Raw genomic sequence first — 11,051 nt, forward strand, 5'->3', positions numbered from 1 at the left:
ACGGTCACTCACCCGTCAGGGCCGCCTTAGTCCGCGACCACCAGCCGGCGCGCTTCGGGCGGTCCGGATCGGACGGCGGCGTCAGCACCACCGCGACCGGCTCGGGCTTCGGCTCGGGCGGCGCTTCCGCGGCCTGAGGTGCCTCCGGCCGGGACGCCTCGGCCTGCGGCTCGGCCGCCACCGGGAGTTCCAGCGCCACCGGGGCGGAGGTCTCCGGAGCGGCGGGCGACATGGCCTCGGACACCGCCTCGGCGCTCACAGGCTCCTCCCCGCCGAGGAAGGCGGACGGCGCATCGGCCGCGCCTTCGTCGCCCTCGACCGATGCGACCGGCCGTTCGCCGAAGGACCGATCGTCGGTATCCCGCTCACCGCTCTCCTGATGAGCGGCTTCCGGGTTCGCAGCTTCGCCGTCACGGCCGCGCGCCTCGCGGTCGCGGCCCCGGCCGCCGCGGCGACCCCGGCGACGGCGCCGGCCGCTGCCATCGTCCTCGCCGCCGGCCGGGCTCTCGGTGGTCGCCACCGTCTCGTCGCCCTCGGCCTGCGCAGCGATCTCCTCGGATTCCTCCCCCTCGCCGTCCTCGTCCCCTTCGGAGGACGCGTCCGTCCCGGCCTGCTCACCGGTCTCGTTCCGACCCCCGCGGCGGCGGCGGCGGCGACGGCGCCCGCCGCGGCCCTCGCTGCCATCGGCGTTCTTCTCGCGGCCCTCGTCCCGCTCGCGGGCCTCCTGCGTCGGAGCGTCGGCCTCGGAGTCCTCGGACTCGGCCTCGAGGGCCTCCTCCTCGATCTCCGGATCGAAATCCTCCTCGGGCTCGAGGGCGGAGCTGATCGCCACGGCGCGCACACCGGTCACCGGTCCCTCGGCGCGGATCGCGGGCTCGCCGCGTTCGAGCTGGAAGGCGGAGGTGGCGGCGAGACGCTCGTCCGCCGCGATGGTCAGCGAGACGCCGAAGCGCACCTCGAGCTCGCGCAGGTGCGCGCGCTTCTGATTGAGGATGTAGAGAGCCACCTCGGTGCGGGTACGCAGGATGAGGTTGTGGGTCGTGCTCTTGAGGAGCGACTCCTCGATCGCACGCAGGATCTGCAGCGCCACCGACGAGGTCGCGCGGACGTAGCCCGAGCCGCCGCAATGGGCGCAGGGGAGCGACGAGCTCTCCAGCATGCCGGTGCGGATGCGCTGGCGGCTCATCTCGAGCAGGCCGAAGGGGGAGATCCGGCCGACCTGGATGCGGGCGCGGTCGTTCTTCAGGCAGTCGTTGAGCTTCTTCTCGACGGCGCGGTTGTTGCGCTTCTCCTCCATGTCGATGAAGTCGATCACGACGAGGCCGGCGAGATCGCGCAGGCGCAGCTGGCGGGCGACCTCCTCGGCGGCCTCCAGGTTGGTGCGCAGGGCGGTGTCCTCGATGTCGTGCTCGCGGGTCGAGCGACCCGAGTTCACGTCGATGGAGACGAGGGCCTCCGTCGGGTTGATGACGAGATAGCCGCCCGACTTCAGGGTGACATGGGTGGAGAACATCGCGTCGAGCTGCTGCTCGACCCCGTAGCGCGCGAAGATCGGCGTCGGGTCGCGGTACGGCTGCACGACCTTGGACTGGCCGGGCATCAGCATGCGCATGAAGTCGCGTGCCTCGCGGTAGGCCTCGTCGCCCGCCACCAGGATATCGTCGATGTCCTTGTTGTAGAGGTCGCGGATGGCGCGCTTGATCAGCGAGCCCTCCTCGTAGACCAGGGCCGGGGCCGAGGAGGACAGCGTCAGCTCGCGCACGCTCTCCCACAGGCGCATCAGGTACTCGAAGTCGCGCTTGATCTCGGGCTTCGTGCGGGACGCGCCGGCCGTGCGCAGGATGACGCCCATCCCCTCGGGCACCTCCAGGTCCTGGGCGACTTCCTTGAGGCGCTTGCGGTCGGCGGCCGAGGTGATCTTGCGGGAGATGCCGCCGCCACGGCCGGTGTTCGGCATCAGCACCGAGTAGCGCCCGGCCAGGGACAGGTAGGTGGTCAGCGCCGCGCCCTTGGTGCCGCGCTCCTCCTTGACGACCTGCACCAGGATGATCTGGCGGCGCTTGATGACCTCCTGGATCTTGTAGTGACGACGGTAGGTGCGCGGACGCTCGGGGATCTCGGCCAGGGCGTCGCCGCCGACCTGGGCGATCTTCTGCGGACGCTCGCCGTCCTCGCCCTCGCTCTCGTCGTCGTCCTCGTCGTCGTCCTCATCGGAATCGTCGTCGTCGTCCTCGGACTCGTCGTCCGACTCGTCCTCGTCCGAATCCTCGTCGCCCTCGTCCGCATCCTCCTCGTCGGACTCGTCCTCGGACGTGGTCTCGGAGGCGGGCGCGGCGTCGGAGCCGACGGCCTCGCCCATGGGCGCGGCTTCCAGCGCCAGTTCGGCGGCGGGCTCGACCGGAGCCTCGGCGGTGGCGCCGGCGGGCGCCGCATCGTCGGAGGCGCGGGCGTCCGGCGCGGAGGCACCGGGGGCTTCGGAGGTCTCGCCGCTGTCCAGGGCGGATTGCGGCAGGTCGGCGGATTCGTCGCTGCCGGGCAGAACCGCCTGCGGCACGTTGCCGAGGCCGCCCTCGAGCAGCGCGTCGGTCACGCCGATGGCCGGATCGTCGGCCCCGGTCTCGCCGGAGGCGCCCCGGATGTTGGAGGTCTCGCCGGCCGGCAGCTCGGCGACGTCCTCGGAGGTCACCGTCTCGGAGGTGCGCGCCTTCTTGGCCGAGGTGCCGTCGCGGCGTCCGCGCGAGCGGCGGCGGGGCTTGCGCTCCTCGCGCTCCCGGTGCTCCTCGGCCTCGCGGGCCTCGTCCTCCAGCAGGGCCTGACGGTCCGCCAGGGGGATCTGGTAATAGTCCGGGTGGATCTCGCTGAAGGCCAGGAACCCGTGGCGGTTGCCGCCGTACTCGATGAAGGCGGCCTGGAGCGAGGGCTCCACGCGCGTCACCTTGGCGAGGTAGATGTTTCCGCGAAGCTGACGCCGGTTGGCCGCCTCGAAATCGAATTCCTCGACCCTAGAACCGTGAACCGTGACGACCCGGGTCTCCTCCGGGTGCATCGCGTCGATGAGCATCTTGTTGTTGTTGGCCATGACGAACTTTCGACATGGCGGTCGACGTCGTTCTCCTCGAACCGCGCGGTCCCGATGGGGCGCCGTCCGGTCCGGGCTCGTCGGCTCGGAGGATCGGCGCCCGTGACGACCCGGGGAAGGGGGTCGCGGAAGCTGTGGGGAAGGGATTGCCGCCAACCGCCTTTGGGCGCCGGATCCCGGCGCGCGTGGGGTTGATCCTGGCCAGGGTCGACGAGAAGGCGGCGCCACGCGAAACGCGCAGGCGTTGAACACGAGCAACGGCAACCGATGCTGTGTGTCCGCTCATTCTCTCCCTGACCTCGCGAAGACTGTATGGGCCCGTCCGAGGACAGGCCGGCATGTGAAGAACGGTGCGGCGGCTGAAAAAGCCACCGAATGAACCGACTCCCACCCGGCCTTGCTATGCCGCCATGTCTGACGCGGGGAACCGACTGCGAAGGCGATCCGGCGCGATGCCGGGCCGCGCCCGCGGGCCGCGGAGCAAACCGCACGGCACCGGGAAGGGGACCGTATCATTACAGAGCGTCGCGACGTTTTGGCAAGGTCCTTAATCTGGGGCGGGCGCTGCGAGGCCGTTCCGCCGTCGCTCCGGCGTGCCGAGGCGCGGGCTGTCGCCTCCGGGACACAAGCGGCCGGGAAGTGGAACGGGGCCTTTGAGGAACGGTTAACCATCCCGTCTGTATCCCGTAGAGGCAGGCTTACGCCACAGCCCGCTCGCGGGCACGCCCCGACGGGGTGTGCCCGTCCTCACGGGGATGATTGCCGGAACGATGCCGAGACGCGCCCGCCTTCTCCGCTCCGTCCTCCTCGCCCTGGCCTGTGCCGGGGCGGTCCAGGCCGCGGGTCCCGGCGCCTTGGCCCAGGACACCGACAAGACGCGCGGCGCCGCCTCCCAGGCTGCGGTCGCCATCGCGGCCGATCTCGCCACCAGCGGCGCCACCACCAAGCTGACCCTGACGCTCTCCAAGGCCATCGACGCCAAGGCCTTCGTGATGGAACGGCCAGACCGGGCGGTGATCGATCTCGCCGAGGTGAACTTCCAGCTCGGGCCCGAGACCGGGCGCAAGCGCGACGGCGTGGTCTCGTCGTTCCGCTACGGGCTGTTCGCGCCGGGCCGCTCGCGCATCGTCGTCGACCTCGCCCAGCCCGCCACGGTGGGGCGGATCGAGACGGTGACGCGCCCGCGCGACGGCGCCGTGCTGCTCAGCATCGAGTTCCAGCGCAGCGACCGCGAGGGTTTCCGCCGCGCCGCCGTGGCGAGCGATCCGGCCCCGGCCCAGCGAAAGGCCGCGCTCGCGCCGGAACCGACCGATGCCCGCCCGCTGATCATGGTCGATGCCGGCCACGGCGGCACCGATCCCGGCGCCATCGCGGCCACCGGGGTCTTCGAGAAGGACATCGTGTTCGGCTTCGCCCAGGCCCTGGTGACCCGCCTCGAATCGGGCGGGCGCTACCGGGTCCGGATGACCCGCGACCGCGACGTGTTCGTGCCGCTCTCCGAGCGCGTCCGCCTCGCCCGCGAGGCCAAGGCCGACCTGTTCGTCTCGATCCACGCGGACTCGATCTCGTCGGCGCCGCAGGTGCGCGGCGCCACGATCTATACCGGCTCCGAGAAGGCGACAGACGCCGAATCGGCCAAGCTCGCCGAGCGCGAGAACCGCGCCGACGCCGCCGCGGGCACCGAATCCAACGAGGGCCCGGGTCACGTCGCCGACATCCTCCAGGAACTCACCCTGCGCGAGACCCGCACGTTCTCCTCCGGCTTCGCCAAGGGGCTGATGACCCATCTGGGACCCGTGATGGAGATGAGCGCCAAGCCGCACCGCGAGGCCGGCTTCCAGGTGCTGCGCTCCCCTGATGTGCCCTCCGTGCTGGTGGAGCTCGGCTATCTCTCGAGCAAGCACGATCTCGACCTGCTGCAGTCGGAGGGCTGGCGCGCCGAAGTGACGGGCGGCATGGCCAAGGCGATCGACGCGTTCTTCGGCAGCCGGACCTCCCTGACCCGGCCGCAACCGCCCCGGCGCTCGGCGGCAATCGCCCCAGTTTCACCATAGAATGCGTGTGAAACCGGGGCTCACAGCGCTCCGGTCACATCGCTGCCGATCCCTTCGGCGGGACTGATCGCGGCGCGCTTGAGCGAACGCCGCCGACATCGTGAGCTCGACCGCATTTTTGCGCGGCGGGACTCTTGCATTTCGGGATGGGACACGGTCCGAGAAGGCACGCGCCATCGTGGCGGGTGTTCTCGCGGCCGGCCGGCGGCGGTGGATCATCGACGGACGGGACCCGGATGCGCTTCATCCTTCGTTTCTTCGGCTTCCTGTTCAGCGTCGGCGCGATGGTGTTCGTGATCGCCGCCGCAGCGGCCGCGTTCTTCTACTGGAAGTTCAGCCAGGACCTGCCGGACCACGCCGCGCTCGCGAATTACGAGCCGCCGGTGATGAGCCGCGTGCATGCGGCGGACGGGTCACTGCTGGCCGAATATGCCAGCGAGCGCCGACTCTACCTGCCGATCCAGGCGATGCCGAAGATCGTCGTCGCGGCCTTCCTCTCGGCCGAGGACAAGAACTTCTACAAGCACGGCGGCGTCGACCCCGAAGGCCTCGTGCGCGCCGCGCTGACCAACTTCAAGAGCGGCAAGAAGCAGGGCGCCTCGACCATCACCCAGCAGGTGGCCAAGAACTTCCTTCTGTCGCCGGAGCAGACCTTCGAGCGCAAGGCGAAGGAAGCGCTGATCGCCTTCCGGATCGAGGCCGCCTATTCGAAGGACAAGATCCTCGAACTGTACCTGAACGAGATCTTCCTCGGCACCATCGTGCCCGGCCGCAACCTGCACGGCGTCGCGGCGGCCGCGCTCGATTATTTCGGCAAGTCGGTCCACGAGCTGACGATCAACGAGGCGGCCTACCTGGCCGCCCTGCCGAAGGGGCCGAACAACTACCATCCCTATCGCCAGACCCAGAAGGCGCTCGACCGGCGCAACGAGATCATCGGCCTGATGGCCCAGAACGGGTACATCACCAAGGAGGAGGCCGAGGCCGCCCGCAAGATGCCCCTGGGCGTCAATCCGCGCGTCGCCTTCGCCAACGCCGCCAACGCCAACTACTTCACCGAGGAGGTCCGGCGCGAGATCGCCGAGCGCTACGGCGAGAAGAAGCTCTACGAGGGCGGCCTCTCGGTGCGCGCGACCCTGGACCCGAAGATGCAGGCCTGGGCCCGCAAGGCCCTGGTGGACGGCCTGATCCGCTACGACCAGTCCCACGGCTGGCGCGGAGCGCAGGCCAAGGTCGACCTCGTCGGCCGCGACTGGGGCCTGGCCGTCGCGGAAGTACCCGGCCTCGGCGACGTCGCGCCCTGGCGCCTCGCCGTGGTGCTGAACACCAATGGCGGTGCCGCGCAGATCGGCCTTCAGCCGCGCCGCGAAGCCTCGGGCCAGGTCTCGAAGGATCGCGAGACCGGCACGATCACGGCCGAGGGAACCCGCTGGACCGGGCGCTCGCCCGCCGCGGCGCTGAACCCGGGCGACGTCGTCTATGTCGAGGCGACGGATACGAGCCGCAATCAGTACCGCCTGCGCCAGCGGCCCGAGGTCTCGGGCGCGATCGTGGCGATGGACCCCTATACCGGCCGCGTGCACGCGATGGTCGGCGGTTTCTCCTATGACGAGAGCCAGTTCAACCGCGCCACCCAGGCGATGCGCCAGCCCGGCTCCTCGTTCAAGCCGATCGTCTATTCCGCCGCCCTCGACAACGGCTACACCCCGTCCTCCATCGTGCAGGATTCGCCGATCACCATCGAGGCCGGTCCCGGCCAGGAGGCCTGGACGCCCTCGAACTACGACGGCAAATCGGGCGGCCCGCACACCCTGCGCTACGGCATCGAGCACTCGAAGAACCTGATGACGGTGCGGCTGGCCAAGGATGTCGGCATGCCGCTCATCGCCGAGTATGCCCGCCGCTTCGGCGTCTACGACGACATGCTCCCGGTGCTGCCGATGTCGCTGGGCGCCGGCGAGACCACGGTCATGCGCATGGTCACCGCCTACTCGATGCTCGCCAATGGCGGCCGGCGCATCCGCCCGACCCTCATCGACCGCATCCAGGACCGCGTCGGCGAGACCATCTACAAGCATGACAACCGCAAGTGCCTCGGCTGCGACGCGGACAAGTGGTCGGGCCAGGACGAGCCCAAGCTGGTGGACGATTCCGAGCAGGTCCTCGACCCGCTGACCGCCTACCAGATGGTCTCGATCATGGAGGGCGTGGTCCAGCGCGGCACCGCCACCATCCTGAAGCAGATCGGCAAGCCGCTGGCCGGCAAGACCGGGACGACCAACGACGCCAAGGACGCCTGGTTCGTCGGCTTCTCGCCGGACCTCGCTGTGGGCGTCTATCTCGGCTTCGACAAGCCGCGCTCCCTGGGTGACCGGGCGACCGGCGGCGGCCTCGCCGCCCCCATCGCCCTCGACTTCCTGAAACAGGCGCTCAAGGACAAGCCGCCGACGCCGTTCCGCGTGCCCCCGGGCATCAAGCTGATCCGCGTCTCGGCCGCCTCCGGCATGCGCGCCGGCTCGGGTGAGGGCGGCGGCACCATCCTCGAGGCCTTCAAGCCCGGCACCGCCCCGCCCGACGCCTACGTCGCCGCTCCGGCGCAGCAATCGAGCGGTCCGGCCGCCGTGCCGCCGGACGCCGACCGCGCCGCCCAGGCTGGAGGCCTCTACTGAGGCTCAGCGGACCACCTACCCGGCGCCTCGGAGCCACGCTCCGGGGCGCTGAGTCGTTTCAGGCCGATTTTCGGGCGAGGGCGAGGTCCGCGAGCTTCTCGATGTCGAAGCCCCTCTGCGGCAGTTCGATCATGAAGCGCTCGGCGATCTCCGCGACCACGAAATCGGGCTTCACCCGCGCGACGTAACTCCAATCGATGCTGGTCGACCACAGCACGTGGACCTCGCGGAAGGTGTCGGCCAGGAGCGGTGTCAGGCTCCCCGTATGCGGGGTCGACGTGTGGTGGCCGTAGGAATCGGCGAACAGCACCAGCCGGCGCGGGTCGGCCTCGGGCGACTCGTTCCGGTAGACGACGTGGGCGCCGATATGCGCTTCCTGGCCCCGCCCCTCCGCTTCGAAGGCGGTGACCAGGCTGTTGGCGTAGATGCGCCGCGCCGACGTCTCGAACCGGCAGGGCTCCGCGATCTCGGTGCGGACGGGGTCGAACTTCAGACCGAGGTCGCCCGCATAGGCGGCCGGCGTGCCGATGCGGCGCCGGGCGATGTCTTGGCGCGGGGCGAGGCCGAGATGGCGGCAGATCTCGCCATAGGCGAGGAGGTACCCGACGAAGCTCCAGTGGCTGTCGGTCCGACAGTAGAGCGGTGCCTCCGCGGCGCGGGACCGGAACGGCCGCACCAGATCGATCCAGTGGCGCCGGGCCGGCGAGAGGCCGAGCCAGCGCTCCAGACGCAGCACCGGAGCGCGGTCGGGATCGAAGGCCAGCCCGTCGCAGGCCTGCGGGTAGATCGTCAGCTTCTCCGGGGCCACCACATGGGCGTAGCGGGTGCCGAGGCCGGCGCAGCGCCGGGCCCGGGCCTCCAGGATGCGGCGCCAGCGCCAGAGGGTGGCGCGCGCCACCCCCGGCTCGCGGTACTGCGCGAGCACGGAGTTGGTGCCCCCCGTGAGGAAGAGCCAGCCGTCGCGCCCGATATGCACATCGGGATGGTGGTCCGGCGCCCGCGCGCCGGACGGCGGAGCGATGGTGAAACCCTCGGTCATCGCGTGCTTCTAGCGGGCGCGCGGGAAAGGCGCACCCTCATCCGGTCGGCCGGTCCGCCGGTCAGAACCCGGCGCGGATGCCACCGAAGATGCTGCGCCCGACGCCCGGATAGAACGCCACCGGTCCGCCCGCGACCGTGCGGGCATTGGTCACGACCGAGATGTCGGAGACGTAGCGGGCGTCGGTCAGGTTGCGGGCATCGACGAACAGCGAGACGCCGTTCTGGAAGTCGTATCCGGCGGCGATGTTGAGGAGCGCGTAGCCCGGCACCTTCAGGGTGTTGGCGTGGTCGGCGAAGGCGCCCTGCGGCACCCAGTCGACGGAGGGGCTGATGTGGAAGCCCTCGCGGTTGCGATAGGTCAGGACCGTGCGCAGAACGTCGCGCGGAATGCCGGCGATCTGGTTGTTGCCGAAGACCGGATCGGCGCGGAAGCGGAAATCGTTGTGGGTCCAGATCTGCGAGACCACGACGCCGTCGCCGGTGCCGAACAGGTCGCGGGCGAGATCGAGGGAGGCGGCGGCCTCGACGCCCTGATGGCGGGTGCGGGGCGCATTGAAGGTCGCGGCCGGGATGTTGAGGCCCGGATTGATCGAGAAGTTGATCAGTTCGTCGCGGATCTCGGAGCGGTAGAGGGTCACGTCCCAGGACAGGCGGTCGATGCGGCCGCGGGTGCCGGCCTCGTAGGTCACGGCGCGCTGCGACCGCAACGGCACGAAGGTGGTGTTGAGCGAATTCTGCTGCACGAGGTCGGAGAAGTCCGGCACGTCGCGCGATCCGGTGATGTCGCCGAAGACCTGGATCTCGGGCAGCGGCTGCCAGAGCAGGCCGACCTTCGGGTTGATCCCCGCATAGGTCTCGTTGGCCGAGGACGGGAACGCGTTGGCGCCCGAGAAGCCGCCCTTGTTGCTGTAGGTCCGGTTGGACGAGAACGCCTTGGCGCCCACCATCAGCGCCACGTCCGGCAGGAACCAGAAGCGGTTCTCGCCATAGGCCTCGTAGTTCGAGGCGCTCTGGAGCGCGCGCAGTGTCTGGGCGCCGCGCTGGCCGGCGACGTTGACGAACTGGAGCGCCGAGTTCTGGCCCGCGAAGGCACGCAGGCCGAGGATCAGGTCGTTGCGGTAGCCGGCGACGTCGAAGGTCCCGGCCCAGTGGGGGGCGATCCCGTAGGTCCAGCCGTCCTGGTCGATGACCTGGAAGATCGGGTGGTAGAGCGATTTGTGAATCGCCCAGGTGTCGATATCGAGCTTGCCGACATCGAGCAGGAACGAGGTGCGGTTGGCGATCCGCTCGGTCTCGACCTTGCGCGACTGGTTGCCGGAAATCGCCGACGAGTTGGCCAGCGTCGGGTTGTTCAGCGCGTTGAACAGGCTGAGCGTGCCGGGGAGCTTCTGGTCGGTCAGGTAGACGCCCGCGTAGAACCGTGTCTCGACCCCCGGTGCCAGCTGGTAGCCGAGATTGGCGTTGAAGTTCTGCGTCCGCTGGGTCTCGTGGTCCCGGTAGCTGTCGGAATTCGTGATCGTGCCGTTGATGAGAAGATCGACCGGGCCGGAGATGCGCGAGGCCTGGAAGTTCTCCCGGATGGTGTTGAAGGCGCCGCCGTCGATGCGCAGGATGTTGGGCGCGAAGGCGGTCTGGGCCGTGGGCGTGACGACGTTGATGGCGCCGCCGAGGGTCGTCGCCCCGAAGGTGAGGGCGTTCCCGCCCTTGTAGACCTCGATCGAGCGCAGCCCGAGGGGATCGACCTGGTAGAAGTCGCCGCTGCCGTCGGCGAGGTTCAGCGGGATGCCGTCCTGCAGCAATTCGAGCCCGCGCAGGTGGAAGCCGCGCGAGATGCCCGAGCCGCGCACCGAGAGGCGCAGTTCCTGGCCGTATCGCTCCTGCACGTAGACGCCCGGCACGTCCTTGAGGGTATCGCGCAGGGTATTGGCGTAGCGATCCTGGAAGGTCCTGGCATCGACGAAGGCGACGGAGCCGACGGTGGCGTTCACCGCGGCGCGCTGGGCCGCGACGCTCGGCACCGTCAGGGAGCCGGCCGAGGCACCCTCGATGCTGAGTTCGGACAGCGTCGCGACGGCCGATTCCTCGGCCCGGGACGGCGTCGCGGCGAGGAGGGGCAGGAGCGAGGCGCCGCCCAGCAAGGCGAGCGCGACGGCTCCAGGACGGGTGGGCCGGAGCACGGACACGGGGGACGGGGCATGCGTGTGGGAG

Annotated in this window: 5 protein-coding genes; 2 read left to right on the forward strand and 3 right to left on the reverse strand. The window is 70.1% G+C overall.

The genetic code is table 11. The features are described 5' to 3' along the window. Window positions 1–4 precede the first annotated feature (4 nt). Complete coding sequence (locus AC3WLN_RS06330; protein WP_492480205.1) at window positions 5–3,079, reverse strand: Rne/Rng family ribonuclease; 3,075 nt, start codon at window positions 3,077–3,079, stop codon at window positions 5–7. 770 nt (window positions 3,080–3,849) lie between these two features. Between AC3WLN_RS06330 and AC3WLN_RS06335 the strand changes: the two genes are divergently transcribed. Continuing rightward, window positions 3,850–5,133, forward strand: coding sequence for an N-acetylmuramoyl-L-alanine amidase (locus tag AC3WLN_RS06335; protein WP_492480206.1), 1,284 nt, complete (start codon window positions 3,850–3,852; stop codon window positions 5,131–5,133). A 236-nt stretch (window positions 5,134–5,369) separates the two neighbouring features. Beyond that, window positions 5,370–7,802 carry a penicillin-binding protein 1A gene (locus AC3WLN_RS06340; RefSeq protein WP_492480207.1) on the forward strand — a complete coding sequence of 811 codons (2,433 nt, stop codon included), beginning with the start codon at window positions 5,370–5,372 and terminating at the stop codon, window positions 7,800–7,802. A gap of 58 nt (window positions 7,803–7,860) precedes the next feature. Here the strand turns inward: AC3WLN_RS06340 and AC3WLN_RS06345 are convergent, their stop codons facing one another. Both AC3WLN_RS06345 and AC3WLN_RS06350 read right to left on the reverse strand, forming a co-directional pair. Further along, entirely contained in the window at window positions 7,861–8,841 is a 981-nt protein-coding gene (locus tag AC3WLN_RS06345; protein WP_492480208.1) for an alginate O-acetyltransferase AlgX-related protein, read from the reverse strand. Window positions 8,842–8,902: 61 nt separating this feature from the next. Beyond that, window positions 8,903–10,960, reverse strand: a complete 2,058-nt coding sequence (locus AC3WLN_RS06350) for a TonB-dependent receptor family protein (RefSeq protein ID WP_492480213.1) — start codon at window positions 10,958–10,960, stop codon at window positions 8,903–8,905. Window positions 10,961–11,051: the final 91 nt, after the last annotated feature.

The organism is Methylobacterium sp. FW306-05-D (assembly GCF_058782155.1).

Excerpts from the sequence above, each read along its gene's own strand:
- AC3WLN_RS06330 (WP_492480205.1), bottom strand. The coding sequence starts at position 3,079 with ATGGCCAACAACAACAAGATGCTCATCGACGCGATGCACCCGGAGGAG.
- AC3WLN_RS06335 (WP_492480206.1), top strand. The coding sequence starts at position 3,850 with ATGCCGAGACGCGCCCGCCTTCTCCGCTCCGTCCTCCTCGCCCTGGCC.
- AC3WLN_RS06340 (WP_492480207.1), top strand. The coding sequence starts at position 5,370 with ATGCGCTTCATCCTTCGTTTCTTCGGCTTCCTGTTCAGCGTCGGCGCG.
- AC3WLN_RS06345 (WP_492480208.1), bottom strand. The coding sequence starts at position 8,841 with ATGACCGAGGGTTTCACCATCGCTCCGCCGTCCGGCGCGCGGGCGCCG.